Source organism: Escherichia sp. Marseille-Q3837, from assembly GCF_916618735.1.
Lineage (GTDB): Bacteria > Pseudomonadota > Gammaproteobacteria > Enterobacterales > Enterobacteriaceae > Escherichia > Escherichia ruysiae.
This window is the reverse complement of the sequence record NZ_CAKAKC010000001.1, coordinates 1,495,140-1,520,780: the sequence shown is the minus strand read 5'-3', so window position 1 is coordinate 1,520,780 and position 25,641 is coordinate 1,495,140. Positions and strand designations below refer to the sequence as shown.

Annotated in this window: 22 protein-coding genes, 2 tRNA genes and 5 pseudogenes; 17 read left to right on the top strand and 12 right to left on the bottom strand. The window is 48.6% G+C overall.

The window, feature by feature from the left end:
* Window positions 1–18 precede the first annotated feature (18 nt).
* Together rimP and LG381_RS07135 are read right to left on the bottom strand one after the other, a co-directional pair.
* Entirely contained in the window at window positions 19–471 is a 453-nt protein-coding gene (gene rimP, locus LG381_RS07140) for a ribosome maturation factor RimP (RefSeq protein WP_001300397.1), read from the bottom strand.
* Window positions 472–677: 206 nt separating this feature from the next.
* Window positions 678–754 (bottom strand) — tRNA-Met (locus LG381_RS07135).
* Window positions 755–1,101: 347 nt separating this feature from the next.
* Here LG381_RS07135 and argG point away from each other — a divergent pair.
* The 3 genes and pseudogenes from argG to LG381_RS07120 form a co-directional block, all read left to right on the top strand.
* A complete protein-coding gene (gene argG / locus LG381_RS07130) occupies window positions 1,102–2,445 on the top strand; it encodes an argininosuccinate synthase (RefSeq protein WP_000207675.1) in 1,344 nt (447 codons plus the stop codon).
* A 403-nt stretch (window positions 2,446–2,848) separates the two neighbouring features.
* Window positions 2,849–2,953, top strand: a pseudogene (locus tag LG381_RS07125) (integrase core domain-containing protein); the annotation flags it as partial.
* Window positions 2,943–3,158: pseudogene (locus LG381_RS07120) on the top strand (integrase); the annotation flags it as partial. The pseudogenes LG381_RS07125 and LG381_RS07120, both read left to right, overlap by 11 nt.
* Before the next feature lie 9 nt (window positions 3,159–3,167).
* On the opposite strand, the gene LG381_RS07115 reads toward LG381_RS07120, so the two are convergent.
* A protein-coding gene (locus LG381_RS07115) for an IS3 family transposase (protein WP_225762190.1) occupies window positions 3,168–4,342 on the bottom strand; the annotation gives its coding sequence in 2 pieces (ribosomal slippage) (window positions 3,168–4,084 and window positions 4,084–4,342; 1,176 coding nt in all).
* Window positions 4,343–4,755: 413 nt separating this feature from the next.
* Between LG381_RS07115 and LG381_RS07110 the strand changes: the two genes are divergently transcribed.
* On the top strand, window positions 4,756–5,475 hold the full coding sequence (locus tag LG381_RS07110) for an Eco47II family restriction endonuclease (protein WP_000054478.1): 720 nt from the start codon (window positions 4,756–4,758) through the stop codon (window positions 5,473–5,475).
* A gap of 80 nt (window positions 5,476–5,555) precedes the next feature.
* Window positions 5,556–6,788, top strand: a complete 1,233-nt coding sequence (dcm, locus tag LG381_RS07105) for a DNA (cytosine-5-)-methyltransferase (RefSeq protein ID WP_105280915.1) — start codon at window positions 5,556–5,558, stop codon at window positions 6,786–6,788.
* Between the two features lie 34 nt (window positions 6,789–6,822).
* Here dcm and LG381_RS07100 read toward each other — a convergent pair.
* Window positions 6,823–8,030 (bottom strand): annotated as a pseudogene (locus LG381_RS07100) (IS256 family transposase).
* A gap of 177 nt (window positions 8,031–8,207) precedes the next feature.
* The gene (locus LG381_RS07095; protein WP_000032527.1) at window positions 8,208–8,900 is read right to left on the bottom strand and encodes a SinI family restriction endonuclease; all 693 of its coding nucleotides are present in this window, start codon (window positions 8,898–8,900) and stop codon (window positions 8,208–8,210) included.
* A 163-nt stretch (window positions 8,901–9,063) separates the two neighbouring features.
* Between LG381_RS07095 and LG381_RS07090 the strand changes: the two are divergent.
* Window positions 9,064–9,240, top strand: a pseudogene (locus LG381_RS07090) (transposase); the annotation flags it as partial.
* A gap of 393 nt (window positions 9,241–9,633) precedes the next feature.
* Here LG381_RS07090 and LG381_RS07085 read toward each other — a convergent pair.
* Window positions 9,634–9,718: transfer RNA gene (locus LG381_RS07085), tRNA-Leu, on the bottom strand.
* Between the two features lie 153 nt (window positions 9,719–9,871).
* On the opposite strand from LG381_RS07085, the pseudogene LG381_RS07080 reads away from it, so the two are divergent.
* Window positions 9,872–10,003, top strand: a pseudogene (locus LG381_RS07080) (alcohol dehydrogenase); the annotation flags it as partial.
* 116 nt (window positions 10,004–10,119) lie between these two features.
* Complete coding sequence (locus LG381_RS07075; RefSeq protein ID WP_225762189.1) at window positions 10,120–11,622, top strand: helicase HerA-like C-terminal domain-containing protein; 1,503 nt, start codon at window positions 10,120–10,122, stop codon at window positions 11,620–11,622.
* 188 nt (window positions 11,623–11,810) lie between these two features.
* Here LG381_RS07075 and lptG read toward each other — a convergent pair whose 3' ends face one another.
* The 3 genes from lptG to ytgA form a co-directional block, all read right to left on the bottom strand.
* Window positions 11,811–12,893, bottom strand: a complete 1,083-nt coding sequence (gene lptG / locus LG381_RS07070) for an LPS export ABC transporter permease LptG (protein WP_010346283.1) — start codon at window positions 12,891–12,893, stop codon at window positions 11,811–11,813.
* Window positions 12,893–13,993, bottom strand: coding sequence for an LPS export ABC transporter permease LptF (lptF, locus tag LG381_RS07065; RefSeq protein ID WP_000584137.1), 1,101 nt, complete (start codon window positions 13,991–13,993; stop codon window positions 12,893–12,895). The genes lptG and lptF overlap by 1 nt, the downstream gene beginning before the upstream one ends.
* Window positions 13,994–14,055: 62 nt before the next feature.
* The gene (gene ytgA / locus LG381_RS07060) at window positions 14,056–14,106 is read right to left on the bottom strand and encodes a protein YtgA (RefSeq protein ID WP_211180521.1); all 51 of its coding nucleotides are present in this window, start codon (window positions 14,104–14,106) and stop codon (window positions 14,056–14,058) included.
* 153 nt (window positions 14,107–14,259) lie between these two features.
* Between ytgA and pepA the strand changes: the two genes are divergently transcribed.
* From pepA to valS, 3 genes are all read left to right on the top strand, one after another.
* Window positions 14,260–15,771 (top strand): leucyl aminopeptidase, encoded by a 1,512-nt coding sequence (gene pepA / locus LG381_RS07055; RefSeq protein ID WP_000397144.1) that lies wholly within the window; start codon window positions 14,260–14,262, stop codon window positions 15,769–15,771.
* A 133-nt stretch (window positions 15,772–15,904) separates the two neighbouring features.
* Window positions 15,905–16,348, top strand: a complete 444-nt coding sequence (holC, locus tag LG381_RS07050) for a DNA polymerase III subunit chi (protein ID WP_000786399.1) — start codon at window positions 15,905–15,907, stop codon at window positions 16,346–16,348.
* Entirely contained in the window at window positions 16,348–19,203 is a 2,856-nt protein-coding gene (gene valS / locus LG381_RS07045) for a valine--tRNA ligase (protein WP_000416362.1), read from the top strand. Before holC ends, valS begins: the two co-directional genes overlap by 1 nt.
* Window positions 19,204–19,249: 46 nt before the next feature.
* Here the strand turns inward: valS and LG381_RS07040 are convergent, their stop codons facing one another.
* A complete protein-coding gene (locus LG381_RS07040) occupies window positions 19,250–20,437 on the bottom strand; it encodes a DUF898 family protein (protein WP_001014714.1) in 1,188 nt (395 codons plus the stop codon).
* A gap of 192 nt (window positions 20,438–20,629) precedes the next feature.
* Between LG381_RS07040 and LG381_RS07035 the strand changes: the two genes are divergently transcribed.
* Entirely contained in the window at window positions 20,630–21,133 is a 504-nt protein-coding gene (locus tag LG381_RS07035; protein ID WP_010346276.1) for a GNAT family N-acetyltransferase, read from the top strand.
* 45 nt (window positions 21,134–21,178) lie between these two features.
* Here LG381_RS07035 and rraB read toward each other — a convergent pair whose 3' ends face one another.
* Window positions 21,179–21,595 (bottom strand): ribonuclease E inhibitor RraB, encoded by a 417-nt coding sequence (gene rraB / locus LG381_RS07030; protein WP_000002947.1) that lies wholly within the window; start codon window positions 21,593–21,595, stop codon window positions 21,179–21,181.
* A 161-nt stretch (window positions 21,596–21,756) separates the two neighbouring features.
* Between rraB and argF the strand changes: the two genes are divergently transcribed.
* Window positions 21,757–22,761: an ornithine carbamoyltransferase gene (gene argF, locus LG381_RS07025; protein ID WP_085461232.1), complete on the top strand. Its 1,005-nt coding sequence runs from the start codon at window positions 21,757–21,759 to the stop codon at window positions 22,759–22,761.
* Between the two features lie 45 nt (window positions 22,762–22,806).
* Here argF and tabA read toward each other — a convergent pair whose 3' ends face one another.
* The gene (gene tabA, locus LG381_RS07020) at window positions 22,807–23,259 is read right to left on the bottom strand and encodes a toxin-antitoxin biofilm protein TabA (RefSeq protein ID WP_000583474.1); all 453 of its coding nucleotides are present in this window, start codon (window positions 23,257–23,259) and stop codon (window positions 22,807–22,809) included.
* Window positions 23,260–23,520: 261 nt separating this feature from the next.
* Here tabA and pyrL point away from each other — a divergent pair, with 261 nt between their 5' ends.
* The 4 genes from pyrL to ridA all read left to right on the top strand — a co-directional run bounded on the left by pyrL (window position 23,521) and on the right by ridA (window position 25,526).
* Entirely contained in the window at window positions 23,521–23,655 is a 135-nt protein-coding gene (pyrL, locus tag LG381_RS07015; RefSeq protein WP_001296693.1) for a pyr operon leader peptide, read from the top strand.
* A 2-nt stretch (window positions 23,656–23,657) separates the two neighbouring features.
* The gene (gene pyrB / locus LG381_RS07010) at window positions 23,658–24,593 is read left to right on the top strand and encodes an aspartate carbamoyltransferase (protein WP_000013052.1); all 936 of its coding nucleotides are present in this window, start codon (window positions 23,658–23,660) and stop codon (window positions 24,591–24,593) included.
* A gap of 12 nt (window positions 24,594–24,605) precedes the next feature.
* Complete coding sequence (pyrI, locus tag LG381_RS07005) at window positions 24,606–25,067, top strand: aspartate carbamoyltransferase regulatory subunit (protein ID WP_000148581.1); 462 nt, start codon at window positions 24,606–24,608, stop codon at window positions 25,065–25,067.
* Between the two features lie 72 nt (window positions 25,068–25,139).
* Window positions 25,140–25,526: a 2-iminobutanoate/2-iminopropanoate deaminase gene (ridA, locus tag LG381_RS07000; protein WP_000047539.1), complete on the top strand. Its 387-nt coding sequence runs from the start codon at window positions 25,140–25,142 to the stop codon at window positions 25,524–25,526.
* The last annotated feature ends 115 nt before the right edge of the window (window positions 25,527–25,641 follow it).

Below are 25,641 nucleotides of genomic sequence, written 5' to 3'. Positions count from 1 at the left end.
TTCACCTCATCCAGACTATTAAAAGTGGGGAACCAGGTTCGCCTTCTGGATATTACTCAGCGCGAACACTTCATCTTTACCTTCGACGGTAACTGTGATCATTTCACCGTCTACCGCTTTGATAACGCCCTGCCATTTACGACGGTTTTGTACCGCCATGCGGAGAACCAGAGTCACCTCTTCTCCGACGAAACGGGCGTAGTGTTCAGCCGTGAACAGTGGGCGATCGAGACCCGGTGAGGAGACTTCCAGGTTATAAGCAACGGTGATGGGATCTTCAACATCCAACACGGCACTTACCTGGTGGCTCACATCAGCACAATCATCAACATTGATGCCATCTTCACTATCAATATAGATGCGCAGTGTGGATGTGCGACCGCGAATAAACTCGATGCCAACCAGTTCAAAACCCAGGGCCTCAACTGGCGCAGTAATCATCTCTGTTAATTTTTGCTCTAATGTGGACAAGCCCACCCCCAAGACATAAAAAAAGGGCCTAAAGCCCAGTTATTCTGTAGTCAGATAACAAAAAACCCCGATAAATCGGGGCTTTATATAACTGAACCCTATAACCGCAAATGCGGTCTGGAGCACTTTCCAGAAGGATTTTTTCAAATCCCACTACGAAGGCCGAAGTCTTCACAGTATATTTGAAAAAGAACTCTAAGGGAAAGTGGTTGCGGGGGCCGGATTTGAACCGACGACCTTCGGGTTATGAGCCCGACGAGCTACCAGGCTGCTCCACCCCGCGCCTGAAACGTGGCAAATTCTACTCGTTTTGAGTAAAAAATGCAAATACTGCTGGGATTTGGTGTACCGAGACGGGACGTAAAATCTGCGGTCATTATAGTGATCCACGCCACATTTTGTCAACATTTATTGCTACTCACGTGAATGGATATCCTGTTCACTTTCATTGATTGAATAATTTCTACCTCACCTTACTTCTCTTAAGCGCATTATTTTACAAAAAACGCACTAAACTCTTCCGGTCTCCGATAAAAGATGATTAAATGAAAACTCATTTATTTTGCATAAAAATTCAGTGAGAGCGGAAATCCAGGCTCATCATCAGTTAATCAAGCAGGGTGTTATTTTATGACGACGATTCTCAAGCATCTCCCGGTAGGTCAACGTATTGGCATCGCTTTTTCTGGCGGTCTGGACACCAGTGCCGCACTGCTGTGGATGCGACAAAAGGGAGCTGTTCCTTATGCATATACTGCAAACTTGGGTCAGCCAGACGAAGAGGATTATGATGCGATCCCTCGTCGTGCCATGGAATACGGCGCGGAGAACGCTCGTCTAATCGACTGCCGCAAACAACTGGTGGCCGAAGGCATTGCTGCTATTCAGTGTGGTGCTTTCCATAACACCACTGGCGGCCTGACCTATTTCAACACCACGCCGCTGGGCCGTGCCGTGACTGGCACCATGCTGGTTGCTGCGATGAAAGAAGATGGCGTTAACATCTGGGGTGATGGCAGCACCTATAAAGGAAACGATATCGAACGTTTCTATCGTTACGGCCTGTTGACCAACGCAGAACTGCAAATTTACAAACCGTGGCTTGATACTGACTTTATTGATGAGTTAGGCGGTCGTCACGAAATGTCTGAATTTATGATTGCCTGCGGTTTCGACTACAAAATGTCGGTCGAGAAAGCCTACTCCACCGACTCCAACATGCTTGGTGCCACGCACGAAGCGAAAGATCTGGAATATCTCAATTCCAGCGTCAAAATCGTCAACCCGATTATGGGCGTGAAATTCTGGGATGAGAGTGTGAAGATCCCGGCAGAAGAAGTCACGGTACGTTTTGAACAGGGTCATCCGGTGGCGCTGAACGGCAAAACCTTTAGCGATGATGTGGAAATGATGCTGGAAGCCAACCGCATCGGCGGTCGTCACGGCCTGGGCATGAGCGACCAAATCGAAAACCGTATCATCGAAGCGAAAAGCCGTGGCATCTACGAAGCTCCGGGGATGGCGCTGCTGCATATCGCTTATGAACGTCTACTGACCGGTATTCACAATGAAGACACCATCGAGCAGTATCACGCGCATGGTCGTCAGTTAGGCCGTTTGCTGTACCAGGGACGTTGGTTCGATTCCCAGGCATTGATGCTACGTGACTCTCTGCAACGCTGGGTTGCCAGCCAGATTACAGGTGAAGTTACTCTGGAGCTGCGTCGCGGGAATGATTACTCCATCCTCAATACCGTCTCTGACAACCTGACTTACAAACCAGAACGTCTGACGATGGAAAAAGGTGACTCGGTGTTCTCGCCAGATGATCGTATCGGTCAGCTGACCATGCGTAACCTGGATATCACCGATACTCGCGAGAAACTTTTCGGTTATGCCAAAACGGGTCTGCTCTCATCTTCTGCCGCTTCCGGCGTACCGCAGGTTGAGAATCTGGAAAACAAAGGCCAGTAATTCGACGTTAACCCTGCCCATCAAGGGCGGGGTTATCTGGATTTCCTCTGTAAAATCTTTTCTGACAGTCAAATAAGCAAAGATGTCATGATTTGCATTAACAATGTGTGCCAGTGAGCAGCGAAGTAGATGTCAACATTGCGGAGTTCATAGCCTTTGAAAAACTCTTTTCCTCACCGCTTATAAAAACATCACATCTCATTTTACTGGCAACGCCGTCAGAGAGTGCTTTGACACGATGTCATTCATCTTATCCACCCGAACCAATCAATGGAAAATGATATGCCTGCTGCCCTTCGGGTCATAGGGAAGGATAAATAACTCGTCATCAAATATCTGCTCATGGGGATGAGCAGAGAAACATGCAGTAACACTGGAGTTTATCTAGTGGATAAGCCGATGCAGAACGCTGAATGAAGTACGGGAAATCACGGAGAAATGGTTATCAGAATATAACTGTGAACGCCCACATGAATCACTGAACAATATGACACCAGAGGAATATCGACAGCACCATTATTTGGTGGGGAACTAAAACGGATCTACTTACAACCCCAAACCATCCAGAACTAAGCGCAGAGATGGGATCTGGCACACCATCGCTATCATGATAAACCACTTCAGACAATCCTCAGCGCAGTCATGCTCTCGGAACAAAAAGCAGTAAGGTTAGCTATAACGTCTTCACACCGGGAGAGCAGACGAAGGTCTATGTGTAGTGGTCAACAAAAACTGGCCACAGCTTTAGAGTTTTTCCAGAACAATCGTTCTGATTCATTCGGCGTCAAACCACCATTATATTGATGAGGTCTGAGCTGGCTGTAATATCCTGTGATGTAATTCGTTATTGCCGTGCTGGCTTCGCTAAAATTCGCGTAGCCATTATCCGGTACCCACTCTGTTTTCAGGCTTCTGAAGAACCGTTCCATTGGGCTGTTATCCCAGCAATTTCCCCGGCGACTCAGGCTTTGCTTTATCTGATATCTCCACAGTAACTGTCTGAAATTCCTGCTGGTATAGTGACTGCCTTGATCCGAGTGATACAGTAAATTAGCCGGTTTCCCCCGTGCTTCCCAGGCCATCGGCAGGGCTTTACCTGTCAGTGCGGAATCAGGGAAAAATGACATCGCCCAGCCAACCGGTTTGCGGGAAAACAAATCGAGTACAACAGCCAGATAAGCCCAGCGTTTTCCCGTCCAGATATAAGTCACATCACCGCACCAAGCCTGATTAGGCTCGGTAACAGCAAACTGGCGATCCAGATAATTAGGGATCTCAATGTGTTCCTTAGACGCCTTCTTATAACGATGGCCAGGTTGCTGACAGCTGATAATATTGAGCGCTTTCATCAGCTTTGTTGCCCGCCAGCGGCTCAGTTTTATACCTTTGGTGGTGACCATTGCGGCAATGCTTCGCGCTCCTGCTGAACCGTTACTTTCGTGATAAACTTCACGCACAAGGCTCAGTAATGCCACTTTCGTGGCGTCAGGCTTCCTGGGCTGCCGCCAGTATTTATAACTGCTGCGATGAACCCCAAACACGTTGCACACAACGGCAACAGGAAACCGCGCCCTGAGTTTCTCAACTAATGAGAATTGTTCAGGGAGTCTGACATCAAGAGCGCGGTAGCCTTTTTTAATATATCCCTTTCCATTTCAACGCGTTGAAGTCTTTTCTTCAACTCACGTATTTCAATCTGCTCAGGTGTCATGGGTGAAGCTATGGGTGATTTTCCCGCTCGCTCTTCTTTCAGTTGTCGAACCCATTTATCCATCGTGGATTTGCCGACATTCATCGCAGTGGCAGCGGCGGCAACGGTGTAATGCTGATCGAGTACAAGCTGGGCAGCCTCGAGGCGAAACTCGGGGCTAAAATTGCGTCTGTTACGTCCGGTCATAATGTCACCTGTTTTGACTATGAGGTGATGATATCACCTCTATTCAGGTGGCCAAATTCACTATGCCACTACAATGTCTTTCTTGATAATAAGATGAAGGTGGTAACGACTATTGGTGTATCGCGATATATAGAATTAATTATTTATCTTAAAATTTAGGTGTTAAAATCCTCTATCACTGTAACATATTGCTCGAATCCTCAGCACAAGCCATTCAAATCCCGCCACAACAAACATACGCCCTTTAAGTGCTTATTGATCGTTTTCATCTATGTCTGTAATCGTTATGATTAGAAAACTTGCTCCAGTGTCGTTTTTGAGAGCTGTCGTGTAATTAGCCGCAACCGCAATAGTCCCCAAAGGTTATTACGCGAAAAACTTATTGAATTATAAAGAATGATGGAGAGATAACTATGTCATTACTTGAATATATCAGTGATGAAGATCTTTTTAACGAAGTTGAAACCTTATTAACGAAAGCTAAAAAGAAAAAAGACGCCGCTGAGAAGACTTTTACCAGCAATGTGATTGACCCTTTTGGTGCACTTTTTGAAGCTCCGGGGTTCTCATCCCATGAAGAGTGGCGAAACTCCGAACTTGCACGACAACAGCAGAAAACCATTCAAAATCATGTTGGTACGTTTCACCAAAAAATTCTCGGCCATGTTGAAGGATGGCGGGATATGGGGATTGGTGGCATCGTTGATCTTCTCAACGAAGAAAGAAGAATCATCGCTGAGGTGAAAAATAAATACTCAACGGTTACTGGCGGGGATTTAGCAGATAAATATAAAGGCTTAGATGAGTTGGTATCACCAAAACATAGCCGATTTAAGGATTACTGTGCGTACTTTGTTAATATAATCCCTCGTAAACCTATCAGATATAACAGCCCCTTTACCCCTTCCAATAAAGGTAGTGGTACTCTGTGTCCTTCGAACCCTAACATTCGAATCATTGATGGTGCGAGTTTCTATGAGCTTGTCACTGGCAGACCAGATGCTCTGCAAGAACTCCATAGTGCTCTTCCTCACGCAATTGAGTATATTTTGAGCGAACGTCTTGGGCAGCAAGGTTTTTCCATCCCTGATAAAGATAGTTTTATTAAGTATTTTGGGCTCGCTTACGGCTGATAACCATGATCAACGTTTGACAAAGCACATGTAAACCCATACAGTAGTAACCATGACTAATGTTGGCATGGTTACTAAATATGTTAAAGGAAGAGTTTTCACTTTCAGAAGTTGCAGACATTTTGGGCGTTTCAAAAGAAACTTTAAGGCGTTGGGATACTGCTGGAAAATTAGTTTCTCAAAGAAATGACGAAAACAACTATCGATTTTATAAAAAAGAGCAACTTAAAAATTTTGAACAAGCTCAGTTTTTATTTAAAAGCCAGTGGCCTGATGAGACTAAAATAAGCAATAATATTTATACTGTATTAGAGTTATTTGCTGGCGCAGGGGGGATGGCTTTAGGTTTAGAAAAAGCCGGTTTAAAATCTGTTTTACTAAATGAAATTGACTCCCATGCTTGTAAGACGTTACGAAAAAATAGGCCTGAATGGAATGTGGTTGAAGGTGATGTGAGCCAAGTAGACTTCACCCCTTATAGGAATACCGTTGATGTGCTGGCTGGTGGCTTTCCTTGCCAGGCATTCTCTTATGCAGGCAAAAAACTTGGTTTTGAAGATACACGGGGCACCCTTTTCTTTGAATTCGCCCGAGCCGCTAAAGAAATCAATCCGAAAGTTCTTTTAGCAGAGAATGTTCGAGGGTTGCTAAATCATGATGATGGACGAACTTTAGAAACAATAAAAAATATTATCACAGACTTGGGCTACACTTTATTTGAGCCAAGAGTGCTTAAGGCTATTTTCTACAAAGTGCCGCAAAAACGCGAGCGTTTGATCATTGTAGCTGTAAGAAATGATCTTGCTGATGGCATCGATTATGAGTGGCCTTCTTCTTACAATAAAATATTAACCCTTAAAGATGCATTAAAAAAGGGAGAGCTGTACGATAGCGACGTGCCAGAATCTGAAGGACAAAAATATCCCAAAAGAAAAGCAGAGATCCTAAGTATGGTTCCTCCCGGTGGCTACTGGAGAGATCTTCCTGAAGATATTCAAAAAGAATACATGCTCAAGAGTTTTTACTTAGGTGGGGGCAAAACTGGTATGGCTCGTCGCTTGTCATGGGATGAACCAAGCCTAACATTAACATGCGCCCCAGCACAGAAACAAACAGAGCGTTGCCACCCAGAAGAAACAAGACCATTAACTGTGCGTGAGTATGCAAGAATACAGACCTTCCCCGATGAATGGGTATTTGAAGGCCCAATGTCAGCGAAATATAAGCAAATAGGAAACGCTGTTCCTGTTAATCTGTCATTTGCTGTTGGCAAATCTGTGGTACATCTTTTAGATAAGATAAATAAAAGATAGACCCTGTAAATAATTCTGTGTAATTGCTGCCATATTAAAGGTGATCGCTCAGGCGGTCACCGGACTCGATAATAAAGCGACTCATCGCCAGCCGCCAGCTCTGGATTGGCATATTCCATTTTTTTGATGCATCCTTGATCGCCAGAGAAATGACCTTCCGCAGCGAGTCGTCAGTCGGGAACACTTTACGCTTCTTAATGGCCGCACGGATCACGCTGTTCAGCGATTCGATAGCGTTCGTGGTGTAGATGGCCTTGCGGATATCGGGCGAATAGCCGAAGAACGTGTTGAGATTTTCCCAGTGCGCACGCCAGCTTTTGCTGATTTGCGGGTATTTATCGTCCCAGACATCCGAGAACTGCTCCAGTGCCACTAGCGCCGCCTCTTCTGTTGGCGCCTGATACACCGTTTTTAACCCGCCGGTGACGGCTTTGTAGTCCTTCCACGATACGTATTTCAGGCTGTTGCGCACCATATGAATGATGCACAACTGGATGTGCGTCTGCGGATACACGCTGTTTATCGCATCCGGGAAGCCTTTCAGACCGTCCACGCAGGCAATAAGGATATCCTGAAGCCCCCGATTCTTAAGCTCTGTCAGCATACCCAGCCAGAACTTCGCCCCTTCGTTCTCGGCCAGCCACATGCCCAGCAACTCTTTCTGGCCTCCAGTATTAATACCGAGTGCAAGGAACACCGCTTTGTTAATTACGGTGCCACCTTGACGAACTTTCACCACGATACAGTCAAGGTAAACAATGGGATACAGTGCATCCAGAGGTCGATTTTGCCATTCTGCAACCTGCTCTTTGACCGCATCAGTGACTTTACATATCAGCGTGGGTGACACATCTGCGTCGTACATCTCTTTGAAGGTGGCGACAATTTCGCGGGTAGTCATATCTTTGGCGTAGAGGGATAAAATCTGGCTGTCCATCTGCGTAATGCGCGTCTGGTGCTTCTTAATCAACTGCGGTTCGAAGGTGTTTTCACGGTCACGCGACGTGTTCAGTTCGATCTCGCCGTCATCGCATAACACCGTTTTGACGAGTAGCCATTGCGGGTGTTTGAGCCTGTTTTGGGCACATTTTTCTCATACCCGAGGTGGTCAGTCAGCTCCGCATTGAGCGCCGTTTCGACGGTACGCTTCGTCAACATGCGGGAAAAAGCATTGAGATCTGCTTCGGTTTTAAGGCCTTTAGCCAGTTCAGCCACAAGGGCTTTGAGTTTCTTTTCGTCCATAATTGCCTGTCTCCGTTACTGGAGTGAACATATCAAAATCAGGCAATTACACAATTTTAATCACAGTCTCTACAGGGTAGGTTTCATGGCCTACCCTTTTATTCTTACTCTATGTTGGATGCGTTAGATTTATTCCAGAATAATTATTATGATAAAAATGAAGTGTTTTCCTCCTCTTTATATTATTTTTACCAAATAATTTTTAACAAAAGCTCTGAAGTCTTCTTCATTTAAATTCTTAGATGATACTTCATCTGGAAAATTTTCCCAATTAGTAGCATCACGCTGTGAGTAAGTTCTAAACCATTTTTTTATTGTTGTATTATCTCTAATCTTACTACTCGATGAGTTTTCGGTATTATCTCTATTTTTAACTTGGAGCAGGTTCCATTCATTGTTTTTTTCATCATAGTGAATAAAATCAACTGCTTTAACACTTGTGCCTGAACACCATATCCATCCAGAAGGTTCTAGTTTTTCAGCAAGATACCTTTCAAGCAAATCACCTACAATATTCTCAGCAGCCATCGACAATCTATGTTCTTCTTTTATTCTCTCAAGATTTTCAGGCTGTATATTAAAACTTATATTAAGAACTATGCTAACCACCTCATCAGGAACCGTTGTAGGTGGCGTGGGTTTTCTTGGCAATCGACTCTCATGAAAACTACGAGCTAAATATTCAATATGTTCCTCTTGACCAACTTTATTCTGCATTTTTTTTGAACGAGGTTTAGAGCAAGCTTCAGGAAACTGAGACAGGAATTTTATTAAAAATTTAAATTTTGAAGAAAGTTCAGGGTTAATAGCATCCATTTTTTGCTTTGCAAGTTCCTCAGCATTCTTAACAAAAGACGTCTCTTTTGACATTGTATTCTCCCGACATCCATTAAGTGTTTGGATGTAGTATAATTTTCTGACTTTGAAAGTTACAGCAAAAGTTTTACTCTCTCACAACTTATGTCGTGGTTTACTGAATTTGGCCACCTGAACAGAAGTGATAAGCCCACCTCATAACAACACAGGTGCACCAATGAAAAGAAGAAGTTTTAGTCCAGAATCCAAACGCGAATCCACTCAACTGGTTGTTGACCAGAACTACACAGTGGCAGATACCTTCAAAGCTATGGATGTCGGCCTTTCCACGATTACAAGGTGGGTCAAACAACTGCGTAATGAGTGTCAGGGCAAAACACCCAAAGCCTCCCCCGATAACTCCGGAACATTATCAGGATAACTGTGTACCTTTGCAGGGGCATGGCTGAAATGCTGGCAGAGCCTGCATATCGTTTACAGATACACACCACCATAGACTTGTTTACGCCGCCATTCAGATCTCAAAATCAGATACAGGAAGACAGCACATCGGGCTTGAATGCTTAGTTAGTCTGCTTTGGAAGGATTTATAGACGTGGTATCGTCATCAGCTTCGAGTTTTTAATACCTGTTCGAGCAGTACAACTAGAGGCCGTTACAGTTAAGATCTCCCATTACCATCATCAACCATAGCGGCAGTCCAAGGTAATAGATTACGGGAAAAGATTAGTAGCAATAGACAGGGTTTTCACCATAACTCGTTGAAAAACAAGCTATTGCAAACTAATGGTGCCGAAGGCCGGACTCGAACCGGCACGTATTTCTACGGTTGATTTTGAATCAACTGCGTCTACCGATTTCGCCACTTCGGCACTGAAGAGGTATGCGGAAAACGTTGTGGATTATACCTGTCATGCGCCGCCATGCAAGCGTCAGCTTGCACCCACATTGCTAAGTGCTGAAAATTTCAGCATTGTCTTCCACGATGTGTAACCTCTATCACACTCCAGGAACCCCACCCGACCATGCTCTACACTTCCCGCAGCAAAGTCGCACCAACAACCGAACGGTTCCCGATGTCGAAAATTAACGATGCCATCCAGCATGTACGTGACGGTAAGGCGCGCTACCGCGTGGTTCTGAAAGCTGTCTTCTGATCCCTTTACCAGGTCGATTCTGCCCGGCCTTTAAGACATCTCGCAATCGGCTGAATTTAGTGGTGAAAACTTTTCAACCGTGCCTATACTCCAGGCAGGGAACTGGAGGAAATCTCATGAGCGAACCACTTTTAATTGCACGCACGCCTGACACGGAACTGTTTTTATTACCCGCTATGGCTAACCGTCACGGGCTGATTACTGGCGCAACGGGGACGGGTAAAACCGTCACGCTGCAAAAACTAGCGGAATCACTGTCAGAAATCGGTGTACCTGTGTTTATGGCCGATGTGAAAGGCGATTTGACCGGGGTTGCACAGGAAGGTACGACCTCGGAAAAACTGCTCGCTCGGTTAAAAAGTATCGGTGTCAACGACTGGCAACCGCATTCGAATCCAGCGGTGGTGTGGGATATTTTTGGTGAGAAAGGCCATCCAGTAAGGGCAACGGTCTCCGATCTGGGGCCGCTGTTGCTTGCACGACTGTTAAATCTTAACGACGTGCAAACTGGCGTGCTGGATATCATCTTCCGCATTGCTGACGATCAGGGACTGTTGTTGCTCGACTTTAAAGATCTTCGGGCCATTACCCAGTACATCGGAGATAACGCCAAATCATTCCAGAATCAGTATGGCAATATCAGTAGCGCATCTGTTGGTGCAATCCAACGCGGATTACTGTCGCTGGAGCAGCAAGGAGCGACGCATTTCTTTGGTGAACCGATGCTGGATATCAAAGACTGGATGCGTACTGATGCTAACGGTAAAGGCGTCATCAATATCCTTAGCGCCGAAAAGCTCTACCAGATGCCAAAACTGTACGCTGCCAGTCTGCTGTGGATGCTTTCTGAATTGTATGAGCAACTGCCGGAAGCAGGGGATCTGGATAAACCGAAACTCGTCTTTTTCTTCGATGAGGCGCATCTGCTGTTTAACGATGCACCGCAAGTGCTGCTGGATAAAATTGAGCAGGTCATACGGCTTATCCGCTCGAAAGGCGTGGGCGTCTGGTTTGTCTCGCAAAACCCTTCGGATATACCCGACAACGTACTCGGGCAGTTGGGGAATCGCGTTCAACACGCTCTGCGCGCCTTTACGCCGAAAGACCAGAAAGCGGTGAAGACGGCAGCGCAAACCATGCGACCCAATCCAGCGTTTGATACAGAAAAGGCGATCCAGGAGCTGGGAACCGGCGAAGCGTTGATCTCATTTCTTGATGCGAAAGGTAGTCCTTCTGTGGTGGAGCGTGCAATGGTGATTGCACCTTGTTCACGGATGGGACCGGTGACAGAAGATGAGCGTAACGGCCTGATTAATCACTCCCCGGTGTATGGCAAGTATGAAGATGACGTGGATCGGGAATCTGCCTATGAGATGCTGCAAAAAGGTGTGCAAACCAGTACCGAACAGCAAAATAATCCACCAGCCAAAGGAAAAGAGATGGCTGTGGATGACGGTATTCTCGGTGGGTTAAAGGACATTTTGTTTGGCACTACCGGACCGCGTGGCGGAAAGAAAGATGGCGTAGTACAGACTATGGCGAAAAGTGCCGCCCGCCAGGTCACGAACCAGATTATACGCGGTGTGCTGGGGAGCTTGCTTGGGGGGAGAAAAAGGTAAGTCTGGTGCGATTTGTCTTTGCCTGATGCGACGCTATCGCGTCTTATCAGGCCTACGCCACTGCAATATATTGAATTTGCATGATTTTGTAGGCCGAACAAGGCATTCACGCCGCATCCGGCATGAACAAAGCGCACTTTGCCAACAATGTAAAAGGGAGCTTTCGCTCCCTTTCTTCACTCATCTGGTTACGATTTTCTCATTAACAGCCACAGGCTGATTAAGAAGAAACTTGCACTTGGCAACAGTGCGCCGATGATCGGCGGGATGCCGTAAACCAACGTCAGCGGGCCGAAGATCTGATCCAGTACATAGAACACAAAACCGAAGCTGATACCGGTAACCACGCGCACGCCCATCGGCACGCTACGCAGTGGACCGAAGATGAACGACAGTGCCATCAGCATCATCACCGCCACGGATAGCGGCTGGAAGATTTTGCTCCACATGTTGAGCTGATAACGTCCGGCGTCCTGACCGCTCGACTTCAGATACTTCACATAGTTGTGCAAACCGCTGATGGAGAGTGCATCCGGATCCAGCGCCACCACGCCCAGTTTGTCTGGCGTGAGGTTGGTTTTCCAGGTGCCGCTCACGGTCTGAGAACCGGTGATTTGTTTTGGATTGGTCAGGTCAGATTCATCAACCTGCGACAGACGCCAGACTTTATGTTCAGGATCAAACTTCGCGGAAGCGGCATAGCGCACAGATTGCAGACGACGATTTTCGTTAAAGGCATAAATACTGATACCCCCTAACTCTTCGTCACCTTTAACCCGCTCAATGTAAACAAAGTTGTTGCCATCTTTCGCCCATAAGCCTTGCTGGGTAGAGAGCAACGAGCCGCCGTACATCGCCTGCGCACGGTAGTTACGTGCCATCTGCTCGCCCTGCGGCGCGACCCATTCTCCGATCGCCATCGTCAGCAATACCAGCGGAATGGCGGTTTTCATTACCGACAACGCTACCTGCATACGGGTAAAACCAGAAGCCTGCATCACCACCAGTTCGCTGCGTTGCGCCAGCATCCCAAGACCAAGCAACGCACCCAGCAGAGCCGCCATCGGGAAGAAGATTTGCACATCTTTCGGCACGCTCAGCAGGGTATACATTCCTGCGCCTAACGCGTCGTAACTCCCCTGCCCGGCTTTTTTCAGCTGATCGACAAATTTGATAATGCCGGAGAGCGACACCAGCATGAACAGCGTCATCATGATGGTGGTGAAAATAGTTTTACCGATATAGCGGTCAAGTACGCCAAAAGGTTGCATCACACCGCTCCTTTACGCGAAAAACTGGCGCGCAGGCGGCGAACCGGCACCGTGTCCCAAAGGTTGAGAACAATCGCCAAAGCCAGATAAATCAGGTTAACGGTCCACATCCACAGCGTCGGGTCCAGCTTACCTTTGCCGCCGTTCGATTTCAGGGAGGTCTGGATCAGGAAGAAAAGCAGATACAGCAGCATGGCAGGCAGCATCGACAGTACACGCCCCTGACGCGGGTTAACCACACTCAGCGGTACGACCATCAACGCCATCATAAACACGGTGAATACCAGCGTGATACGCCAGTTTAGCTCCGCACGGGCGCGATCGGTGTCGGTGTTCCACAATGTACGCATGTCCATCTGGTCGGTATCGTTCGGGTCGAGCGCCACCGCCTGGTGACCAATGATCGCCTGATAATCCTGGAAGTCAGTGATGCGGAAATCACGTAACAGTGCAGTGCCTTCGAAACGCGTTCCCTGATTGAGAGTCACCACCTGAGAGCCATCCCGCAACTGAGTTAAATGTCCGGAATCGGCCACTACCACGGAAGGACGTGCATTACCTTTTGGTCGGATTTGCGCGAGGAACACATCTTTGAAGTCGCTGCCGTCAACGCTTTCGATGAACAGCACCGAGCTGCCATTGGTCGCTTGCTGGAATTGCCCTTGCGCCAGCGCCGCCATGCCTGGGTTAGCTTTCGCTTCTGCCAGCACCTCATCCTGATGACGCGATGACCACGGCCCCGCCCACATGACGTTAACCGCCGCGACAATCGCCGTGAACACCGCGAGAACCATTGCCGCTTTCACCAGAACCGCTTTGCTCAGGCCGCAGGCATGCATTACCGTAATTTCACTTTCGGTATACAGTTTACCCAACGTCATCAGCAGCCCGAGGAACAGGCTTAATGGCAGGATAAGCTGCGCCATTTCCGGCACGCCCAACCCGAGAAGGGAGAGCACCAGGTTCGCCGGAATGTCGCCGTCAACCGCTGCGCCGAGTATCCTCACTAACTTTTGACAGAAGAAGATCAAAAGCAAGATGAAGAGTATCGCCAGCTGGCTTTTGAGCGTCTCCCGCACCAGATATCTTATGATTATCACTTTAAATACGCCCGTAAAAACTCGTCTTTTGCAGGATTTTAGCTTGTTTCATGGCTTAAACGTCATTTATTCTCTTGAGTCGTCGAAATCGTCGCTAAGATAATTATACTCAACGGATTCACCTCTCAGATTTTGTTCTGACGTGCCAATGCCGTAATAACGTTAAGATTAACACGAAGTCATCGCAACAGCGGACATGAGTTACGAAAGCTTGCAATTCTATCTGTAGCCACCGCCGTTGTCTTTAAGATTCAGGAGCGTAGTGCATGGAGTTTAGTGTAAAAAGCGGTAGCCCGGAGAAACAGCGGAGTGCCTGCATCGTCGTGGGCGTCTTCGAACCACGTCGCCTTTCTCCGATTGCAGAACAGCTCGATAAAATCAGCGATGGGTACATCAGCGCCCTGCTACGTCGGGGCGAACTGGAAGGAAAACCGGGGCAGACATTGTTGCTGCACCATGTTCCGAATGTACTTTCCGAGCGAATTCTCCTTATTGGTTGCGGCAAAGAACGTGAGCTGGATGAGCGTCAGTACAAGCAGGTTATTCAGAAAACCATTAATACGCTGAATGATACTGGCTCAATGGAAGCGGTCTGTTTCCTGACTGAACTGCACGTTAAAGGTCGCAATAATTACTGGAAAGTGCGTCAGGCGGTCGAGACAGCAAAAGAGACGCTCTACAGTTTTGACCAGCTTAAAACGAATAAGAGCGAGCCGCGTCGTCCGCTGCGTAAAATGGTGTTCAACGTGCCGACCCGCCGTGAGCTGACCAGCGGTGAGCGCGCGATCCAGCACGGTCTGGCGATTGCCGCCGGGATCAAAGCCGCGAAAGATCTCGGCAATATGCCGCCGAATATCTGTAACGCTGCTTACCTCGCTTCACAAGCGCGCCAGTTAGCTGACAGCTACAGCAAGAATGTCATCACCCGCGTTATCGGCGAACAGCAAATGAAAGAGCTGGGGATGCACTCCTATCTGGCGGTGGGTCAGGGTTCGCAAAACGAATCGCTGATGTCGGTGATTGAGTACAAAGGCAACGCGTCGGAAGATGCGCGCCCGATTGTGCTGGTGGGTAAAGGTTTAACCTTCGACTCCGGCGGTATCTCCATCAAGCCTTCAGAAGGCATGGATGAGATGAAGTACGATATGTGCGGCGCGGCGGCGGTTTACGGCGTGATGCGCATGGTTGCAGAGCTGCAACTGCCGATTAACGTTATCGGCGTGCTGGCAGGCTGCGAAAACATGCCTGGCGGACGAGCCTATCGTCCGGGCGATGTGTTAACCACCATGTCCGGTCAAACCGTTGAAGTGCTGAACACCGACGCCGAAGGCCGCCTGGTACTGTGCGATGTGTTAACTTACGTTGAGCGTTTTGAGCCGGAAGCGGTAATTGATGTGGCGACGCTGACCGGTGCCTGCGTGATCGCGCTGGGTCATCACATTACCGGTCTGATGGCGAACCATAATCCGCTGGCTCATGAGCTGATTGCCGCGTCTGAGCAGTCTGGCGACCGCGCATGGCGTTTACCGCTGGGTGACGAGTACCAGGAACAACTGGAATCCAATTTTGCCGATATGGCGAACATTGGCGGACGTCCTGGCGGGGCGATTACCGCAGGTTGCTTCCTGTCGCGCTTTACCCGTAAGTACAACTGGGCGCACCTGGATATCGCGGGAACCGCCTGGCGTTCTGGTAAAGCAAAAGGCGCAACCGGTCGTCCGGTAGCGTTGCTGGCACAGTTCCTGCTGAACCGCGCCGGATTTAACGGCGAAGAGTAAGTTTGCGTTTTACCCTCACCCTAACCCTCTCCCTAAGGGAGAGGGAACCGATCGAGCGCAATAGAAATTCATTGCTCATCTTTCAGGGTGAGGAATGCAGCAATATTTAAATCCACCACAAGAAGCCCCATATATGAAAAACGCAACGTTCTACCTTCTGGACAATGACACCACCGTCGATGGCTTAAGCGCCGTTGAGCAACTGGTGTGTGAAATTGCCGCAGAACGTTGGCGCAGCGGTAAGCGCGTGCTCATCGCCTGTGAAGATGAAAAACAGGCTTACCGGCTGGATGAAGCCCTGTGGGCGCGTCCGGCAGAAAGTTTTGTTCCGCACAATTTAGCGGGAGAAGGACCGCGCGGCGGCGCGCCGGTGGAGATCGCCTGGCCGCAAAAACGTAGCAGCAGCCCGCGCGATATATTGATTAGTCTGCGAACAAGCTTTGCAGATTTTGCCACCGCTTTCACAGAAGTGGTAGACTTCGTTCCTTATGAAGATTCTCTGAAACAACTGGCGCGCGAACGCTATAAAGCCTACCGCGTGGCTGGTTTCAACCTGAATACGGCAACCTGGAAATAATGGAAAAGACATACAACCCACAAGATATCGAACAGCCGCTTTACGAGCACTGGGAAAAGCAGGGCTACTTTAAGCCTAATGGCGATGAAAGCCAGGAAAGTTTCTGCATCATGATCCCGCCGCCGAACGTCACCGGCAGTTTGCATATGGGTCACGCCTTCCAGCAAACCATCATGGATACCATGATCCGCTATCAGCGTATGCAGGGTAAAAATACCCTGTGGCAGGTCGGTACTGACCACGCCGGGATCGCTACCCAGATGGTCGTTGAGCGCAAGATTGCCGCAGAAGAAGGTAAAACCCGTCACGACTACGGCCGCGAAGCTTTCATCGACAAAATTTGGGAATGGAAAGCGGAATCCGGCGGTACGATTACCCGTCAGATGCGCCGTCTCGGCAACTCCGTCGACTGGGAGCGTGAACGCTTCACCATGGACGAAGGCCTGTCCAATGCGGTGAAAGAAGTTTTCGTTCGTCTGTATAAAGAAGATCTGATTTACCGTGGTAAGCGCCTGGTAAACTGGGATCCGAAACTGCGCACCGCTATCTCTGACCTGGAAGTGGAAAACCGCGAATCGAAAGGTTCGATGTGGCATATCCGCTATCCGCTGGCTGACGGCGCGAAAACTGCTGATGGCAAAGATTATCTGGTCGTTGCGACTACCCGTCCGGAAACCCTGCTGGGCGACACCGGCGTGGCTGTTAACCCGGAAGATCCGCGTTACAAAGATCTGATTGGCAAATTTGTCATTCTGCCGCTGGTTAACCGTCGTATTCCGATCGTTGGTGACGAACACGCCGACATGGAAAAAGGCACCGGCTGCGTGAAGATCACTCCGGCGCACGACTTTAACGACTATGAAGTGGGTAAACGTCACGCCCTGCCGATGATCAACATCCTGACCTTTGACGGTGATATCCGTGAAAGCGCCCAGGTGTTCGATACCAAAGGCAACGAATCCGACGTTTATTCCAGCGAAATCCCGGCAGAGTTCCAGAAACTCGAGCGTTTTGCTGCGCGTAAAGCAGTCGTTGCTGCGGTTGACGCGCTCGGCCTGCTGGAAGAAATTAAACCGCACGATCTGACCGTTCCTTACGGCGACCGTGGTGGCGTGGTTATCGAACCGATGCTGACTGACCAGTGGTACGTGCGTGCCGATGTACTGGCGAAACCGGCAGTTGAAGCGGTTGAGAACGGCGATATTCAGTTCGTACCGAAGCAGTACGAAAACATGTACTTCTCCTGGATGCGCGATATTCAGGACTGGTGTATCTCTCGTCAGCTGTGGTGGGGTCACCGTATCCCGGCATGGTACGACGAAGCGGGTAACGTTTATGTTGGCCGCAACGAAGACGAAGTGCGTAAAGAAAATAACCTCGGTGCGGACGTCGCGCTGCGTCAGGACGAAGACGTTCTCGATACCTGGTTCTCCTCCGCGCTGTGGACTTTCTCTACGCTCGGCTGGCCGGAAAACACCGACGCCCTGCGTCAGTTCCACCCGACCAGCGTGATGGTTTCTGGCTTCGACATCATCTTCTTCTGGATTGCCCGCATGATCATGATGACCATGCACTTCATCAAAGATGAAAATGGCAAACCGCAGGTGCCGTTCCACACTGTTTACATGACCGGTCTGATTCGTGACGACGAAGGCCAGAAGATGTCTAAATCCAAGGGTAACGTGATTGACCCGCTGGATATGGTCGACGGTATTTCGCTGCCAGAACTGCTGGAAAAACGTACCGGTAATATGATGCAGCCGCAGCTGGCGGACAAAATCCGTAAGCGCACCGAGAAGCAGTTCCCGAACGGCATTGAGCCGCACGGTACTGACGCGCTGCGCTTCACCCTGGCGGCGCTGGCTTCTACCGGTCGTGACATCAACTGGGATATGAAGCGTCTGGAAGGTTACCGTAACTTCTGTAACAAACTGTGGAACGCCAGCCGCTTTGTGCTGATGAACACAGAAGGTCAGGATTGCGGCTTCAACGGTGGCGAAATGACGCTGTCGCTGGCGGATCGCTGGATTCTGGCGGAGTTCAACCAAACCATCAAAGCGTACCGCGAAGCACTGGATAGTTTCCGCTTCGATATCGCCGCAGGCATTCTGTATGAATTCACCTGGAACCAGTTCTGTGACTGGTATCTGGAGCTGACCAAGCCGGTAATGAACGGTGGAACTGAGGCCGAATTGCGCGGTACTCGCCACACGCTGGTTACGGTACTGGAAGGTCTGCTGCGCCTCGCGCATCCGATCATTCCGTTCATCACCGAAACTATCTGGCAGCGTGTGAAAGTGCTTTGCGGCATCACCGCTGACACCATCATGCTGCAGCCGTTCCCGCAGTACGATGCATCTCAGGTTGATGAAGCGGCGCTGGCCGACACCGAGTGGCTGAAACAGGCGATCGTTGCTGTACGTAACATCCGTGCAGAAATGAACATCGCGCCGGGCAAACCGCTGGAGCTGCTGCTGCGTGGTTGCAGCGCGGATGCAGAACGTCGCGTAAATGAAAACCGTGGCTTCCTGCAAACGCTGGCACGTCTGGAAAGCATCACCGTGCTGCCTGCCGATGACAAAGGTCCGGTTTCCGTTACTAAGATCGTCGACGGCGCTGAGCTGCTGATCCCGATGGCTGGACTCATCAACAAAGAAGATGAGCTGGCGCGTCTGGCAAAAGAAGTGGCGAAGATCGAAGGTGAAATCAGCCGTATCGAGAACAAGCTGGCGAACGAAGGCTTTGTCGCACGTGCACCGGAAGCGGTCATCGCAAAAGAGCGTGAGAAGCTGGAAGGTTATGCGGAAGCGAAAGCGAAGCTGATTGAACAACAGGCGGTTATTGCCGCGCTGTAATACGCACAGTGAAAACGAAGGCCGGAGAATGCTCCGGCCTTTTTATTTAGATAAACGGAACATACGGCATAATACCGCGAGATATCCACATTAACGGACCGCTATCCTGCGGTTTTTCATCATTCGCTAACGCCAGTGAATCAAGGTCACCCTGCACATGGGTATTATTGGCAATCCAGCTAATCATCCACATTTTCAGCCAGGGATAAGCCAGTCCACAGGTAATTGAAGAACCCATTAATACCGCAAACATGCGTAAAAGCACACCGAACGTGGTAACGGACGAATGAAAACGAATTGTTCCATTTGCCAGTGTCAGGTTATTCAGAAACAAACTACGTAACGTGACATAGAGATAACTGGCAAAAACAAAAATCGCAACAAAATAAAGGAAATAAGAAGCCATAATCTGTGGGTAATATTGCAATACAAGCTCACCACCAGCATCAGACCTACCCAACATGGTCATCATCATTACCTGCTGAAATACTGGCGCAATCATAATACCAATCACAATGATGAAAGGAACCATGGTTAATATTGCGAGCATACAACCTTTAATGCATTCTTTTACGTTTACCTGAACAGAAAACTTATGAATGCCAAAAGTTGCATTGTTACCCAGCAATGGCATCCATTTACTGTAGGTTATACCATTGACGACACCCAGCCCGATGGCAGAAAGCAAACTTAACGCGACTAAGTTAAAGAATAATCCTCCTATCGATGTCGTCAATTGCGCAATAAGATACAGTGCGAACCAAAACGCTAACGCCAACAAAACAGGCAGACCTAACATAACCCACCATGCACGGAGCATCGAGCAGTTAAAGCCAAAGCGAATGCCATTCAGTGAGGTCATGTTCGCCTGATATTGTAGACTCTTCACTGCCATGCAAGGAATACCGCAACTCAAGAGAGCAAACAGGAGAAAACCAAGAACAAAGTGCTGGCCTGAAAAACAAGAAATACTGAGAAGATAAACGACAATAATAAGGAACATGCTAACGAAAATGGCACCACCAGTTCCCTTATAACTAAATGGTTGCCCATTGAGTGTCACATGTTGATAAATATAACGACGGCATTTCACCAATGCCCACGGCCCATATATTCCCAGAGTAATAATTGTCAGTAAAAAATTCACAAGACAAATAAGAAAATACTCACCACCTTTGCCTGTAAAAACAAATGAGTGACGAGAGTTATCTTTCCCGACGTTTACACCATTCATGAATCATATCCCTAAAATAAATCCCATTCATATAGATAATAATCCCAGTAAATTAATACTGGTACGCCTAGAATACGCTTTCTCAAAGAGATATATGCTTAATATTTTCTGATTTATCTTCTTCTTGCACCGCATAAGCGAGGGTGGTATTAAAGTGAGCTATAAATCATACATTTGAAATTGAGCTATGCTATGAATGTTGTCACTTCTCCCGCGCTCCGTTTGCGCAAACTTACTGCCGCCGATAATCCCGCCATCGCCAGCGTCATCCGCCAGGTATCCGCAGAATACGGTCTTACCGCTGATAAAGGCTACACCGTCGCCGATCCCAATCTCGACGAATTGTATCAAGTGTATAGTCAGCCCAGTCATGCGTATTGGGTAGTTGAATACAATGGCGAAGTGGTGGGTGGCGGCGGGATTGCGCCATTAGCAGGTAGTGAATCGGACATTTGCGAACTGCAAAAGATGTATTTTCTTCCTGCTATTCGCGGTAAAGGACTGGCGAAAAAACTGGCCTTAATGGCGATGGAGCAGGCGCGAGAAATGGGCTTCAAACGCTGCTATCTGGAAACGACCGCTTTTTTAAAAGAAGCGATTGGTTTGTATGAACATTTAGGTTTTCAACATATCGATTACGCACTTGGTTGCACGGGCCATGTCGATTGTGAAGTGCGGATGCTGCGTAAACTCTAAAAAAATGCCCGCTAGTGTGTACTAGCGGGCATTTTAATCAATTAATTAGTGACGAACACCGTCATCGTCTTCGTCGACATAATCTTCATCGTCGCCATCTTCGCCGTTAGGATCTTCAAAGTAAGTACCCCAACCGTCGTATTCAACGTCGAATTTCTCTGCCAGGTTCATCAATTGCTCAACCTGGGCGTCGATCAGATCGGCATTCAACGCGCATTCGCTGAGGATGTCACAGCAAATTACGATATCGCCATCTTCCACTTCCAACTCTTCCGGATCGGTCACTTCGTAACCGAGTTTAAACGCTTCAACCGCTGCTTTTTCCAGGGTTTCCAGATCGTCTGCGGAAAGGTGATGTTCGATGGTGTACAGCGCGTCCGGATCGCTGCCATCTTCCAGTAATTCTTCAATAATCAAACGCGTTTCTTCACGCTGTTCTTCCAGTTGTTCCGGGTTTGCCATGGCTCATTCCTCTTAATGTCCTGCCGATACTCTTATTGTCACACACCACTGACATTGCCTCCACCTTTGTGACAAAGATTTATGTTTTAGGCTTGCAAATGAATAATCATCCATATAAATTGAATTTTAATTCATTACGGCGTTAGCTACAGGAGGGATCTATGTCCGGGTTTTATCATAAACATTTCCTGAAATTACTCGATTTCACGCCAGCTGAACTCAACAGCCTGCTGCAGTTAGCTGCGAAGCTGAAAGCCGATAAGAAAAACGGCAAAGAAGAAGCCAGACTCACAGGTAAAAATATCGCGCTCATCTTCGAAAAAGACTCGACCCGTACCCGATGCTCTTTCGAAGTTGCCGCATATGACCAGGGTGCTCGCGTCACTTATCTCGGCCCCAGCGGCAGCCAGATTGGCCATAAAGAGTCGATTAAAGATACCGCCCGCGTGCTTGGTCGCATGTATGACGGTATTCAGTATCGCGGCTATGGTCAGGAGATTGTCGAAACGCTGGCGGAATATGCAGGTGTGCCGGTATGGAACGGCCTGACTAATGAGTTTCATCCTACACAGCTTCTGGCGGATTTGCTGACCATGCAGGAGCATTTACCAGGTAAAGCGTTCAATGAGATGACGCTGGTTTATGCCGGAGATGCACGCAACAACATGGGTAACTCAATGCTGGAAGCTGCGGCGTTGACCGGTCTGGATTTACGCCTGGTAGCGCCACAAGCGTGCTGGCCGGAAGCTTCGCTGGTTACGGAATGCCGCGCCCTGGCACAGCAAAATGGCGGGAATATAACGCTGACAGAAGATATCGCAGCAGGCGTTAAAGGTGCCGACTTTATTTACACCGATGTGTGGGTGTCGATGGGGGAAGCGAAAGAGAAATGGGCAGAACGTATTGCATTACTGCGTGATTATCAGGTGAATAGCAAAATGATGCAGTTAACCGGTAATCCAGACGTCAAATTTCTGCACTGCCTGCCCGCGTTTCATGACGACCAAACGACGCTAGGTAAAAAGATGGCTGAAGAGTTTGGCCTGCACGGTGGGATGGAAGTGACGGATGAGGTCTTTGAATCTGCCGCCAGTATTGTTTTTGATCAGGCGGAAAACCGTATGCATACCATCAAAGCGGTAATGGTTGCGACGCTCGCCCAATAACGCCAGTACCGGAGGCGGCGTAACGTCGCCTCCGGCATAATCCACTTACGCCATCAGCATTTTCACAACCGCTTTGCGAACCTGGGCTGGCTCGCCCACTGCGCACAGTGGCTTGTGTACTTCACCCGGATAGAACACGACAAAGTCGCCTTCATTGAGGATAACTGTTTTCTCCTCAACACCTTCTGGCAAAAAGGCGATGTCTTTATCGGCTAACCAATCGGTATCCGGCGTGCCCGCAGGTTGTGTGCTGAAGGTCATGCCTTCCTGCCCTTTTAGCACAATCTGAATATCGAGATAGCGGGCATGGTACTCGGCGCGGCGTGCTTCATAAGGCTCAGTCATATCTTCAGAGATAAGATAAAACAGACGGTTGCCTTCGATGTCGTGCTTACCTTTTGGCGTTTCTGCCGTAACGTGCGCTTTAATATACTCAATCGCCTGACGTAATTCTTCCGGCAACCATTGCTGGAGATTATGAATATTTCCGATGATCATTTTTTCATTCCCTCAATTAAAACATCGTTTCATTTCTCTTGTTATACGTAATTCCTTACTGCCATACCAGCATTTTTTGCCGCCTGATTGCGCCAGCGCATATTTTCCCCCCACATTCCCCCCCTAAATTCATTTCGTTATAAATTCAAATTTGAAGCATATAAATTCACAACAATCGTTTACCTTGGAAGTTTCTTGCATTAATCGCTTGATCCCACTTTCTGGCTGAGTATAATGCCGGACAATTTGCCGGGAGGATGTATGGTTCAGTGTGTTCGACATTTTGTCTTACCGCGTCTGAAAAAAGACGCTGGCCTGCCGTTTTTCTTCCCGTTGATCACCCATTCCCAGCCCCTCAATCGAGGGGCTTTTTTTTGCCCAGGCGTCAGGAGATAAACATGGCTAATCCGCTATATCAAAAACACATCATTTCCATAAATGACCTTAGTCGCGATGACCTTAATCTGGTGCTGGCGACAGCGGCGAAACTGAAAGCAAACCCGCAACCAGAGTTGTTGAAACATAAAGTGATTGCCAGTTGCTTCTTCGAAGCATCAACCCGCACCCGCCTCTCTTTCGAAACCTCGATGCACCGCCTGGGTGCCAGCGTGGTGGGATTCTCTGACAGCGCAAACACCTCACTGGGAAAAAAAGGTGAAACGCTGGCTGATACCATCTCGGTTATCAGCACTTACGTCGATGCAATTGTGATGCGCCATCCGCAGGAAGGTGCGGCGCGCCTGGCAACCGAGTTTTCCGGCAATGTGCCGGTGCTGAACGCCGGTGATGGTTCCAACCAACATCCGACGCAAACCTTGCTGGATCTGTTCACCATTCAGGAAACCCAGGGACGTCTGGACAATCTTCGTGTCGCAATGGTCGGCGACCTGAAATATGGTCGCACCGTTCACTCCCTGACCCAGGCGCTGGCGAAATTCGACGGCAACCGTTTCTACTTCATCGCCCCGGATGCGCTGGCAATGCCGCAGTACATTCTGGACATGCTTGATGAAAAAGGTATCGCCTGGAGCCTGCATAGTTCCATTGAAGAAGTGATGGCGGAAGTGGACATTTTGTATATGACCCGCGTGCAAAAAGAGCGCCTGGATCCGTCCGAATACGCCAACGTAAAAGCGCAGTTTGTCCTGCGCGCCAGCGATCTTCACAACGCCAAAGCCAATATGAAAGTGCTGCATCCGCTGCCGCGTATTGATGAAATTGCGACGGATGTCGATAAAACGCCGCACGCCTGGTACTTCCAGCAAGCAGGCAATGGGATTTTCGCTCGCCAGGCGTTACTGGCACTGGTTCTGAATCGCGATCTGGTACTGTAAGGGGAAATTGAGATGACACACGATAATAAATTGCAGGTTGAAGCTATTAAACGCGGCACGGTAATTGACCATATCCCCGCCCAGATCGGTTTTAAGCTATTGAGTCTGTTCAAGCTGACCGAAACGGATCAGCGTATCACTATCGGTCTGAACCTGCCTTCTGGCGAGATGGGGCGCAAGGATCTGATCAAGATCGAAAATACCTTTTTGAGTGAAGATCAGGTAGACCAACTGGCGCTGTACGCACCGCAAGCCACGGTAAATCGTATCGACAACTATGAAGTGGTTGGTAAATCGCGCCCCAGCCTGCCGGAGCGCATCGACAATGTGCTGGTCTGCCCGAACAGCAACTGTATCAGCCATGCCGAACCGGTTTCTTCCAGCTTTGCCGTGCGAAAACGCGCCAATGACATCGCGCTCAAATGCAAATACTGTGAAAAAGAGTTTTCCCATAATGTGGTGCTGGCCAATTAATTGCGGTTGGTAATAAAAGTCTGGCTCCCTATAATGAGCCAGACTTTTTACCGCTGTAATAAAGGAGAAATCATGAGCAAAACTATCGCGACGGAAAATGCACCGGCAGCTATCGGTCCTTACGTACAGGGCGTTGATCTGGGCAATATGATCATCACCTCCGGTCAGATCCCGGTAAATCCGAAAACGGGCGAAGTACCGGCAGACGTCGCTGCACAGGCACGTCAGTCGCTGGATAACGTAAAAGCGATCGTCGAAGCCGCTGGCCTGAAAGTGGGCGACATCGTTAAAACCACCGTGTTTGTGAAAGATCTGAACGACTTCGCAACCGTAAATGCCACTTACGAAGCCTTCTTCACCGAACACAACGCCACCTTCCCGGCACGTTCTTGCGTTGAAGTTGCCCGTCTGCCGAAAGACGTGAAGATTGAGATCGAAGCGATCGCTGTTCGTCGCTAATCTTGATGGAAATCCGGGCTATCGTGCCCGGATTAAGTCTGATGACAAAAGCAAAATCGCCTGATGCGCTACGCTTATCAGGCCTGGGTGATTCCTGCAATTTATTGAATTTGTA